Origin of the sequence: Bacillus sp. SIMBA_008, from assembly GCF_046535495.1 — a bacterium.
In the GTDB taxonomy this organism is placed as follows: domain Bacteria; phylum Bacillota; class Bacilli; order Bacillales; family Bacillaceae; genus Bacillus; species Bacillus subtilis.
On record NZ_JAWRWL010000465.1, the window covers coordinates 1 to 271 of the forward strand.

Here is a 271-nt window from a genome sequence, read left to right on the forward strand (position 1 = left end):
TGTAAGGACGGAGAACAGATTGAAATGGTGGAAATTAGCGGTGACTATAGAGGACTGGAAGAAAAGGTGGCACTGATTGATACGCCCGGAATTGATTCGACGGATCATGCCCACTTTTTATCTGCTGCGTCTATTCTTCATCAAGCAGATGCTCTTTTTTATGTCGTTCACTACAACCATGTTCATTCGGAGGAAAACATTCGTTTCATTCGCTCCATTAAAGAGAAAGTGCCAAATCTTTATTTTATCGTAAACCAAGTCGACCGGCATG

At 42.1% G+C, this 271-nt stretch carries 1 protein-coding gene; it reads left to right on the forward strand.

Features of this window, described 5'->3' with window-relative positions; genetic code table 11:
* The coding region (locus SB658_RS24040) for a dynamin family protein (RefSeq protein ID WP_410602857.1) at positions 1 to 271 on the forward strand (271 nt) is incomplete at both ends.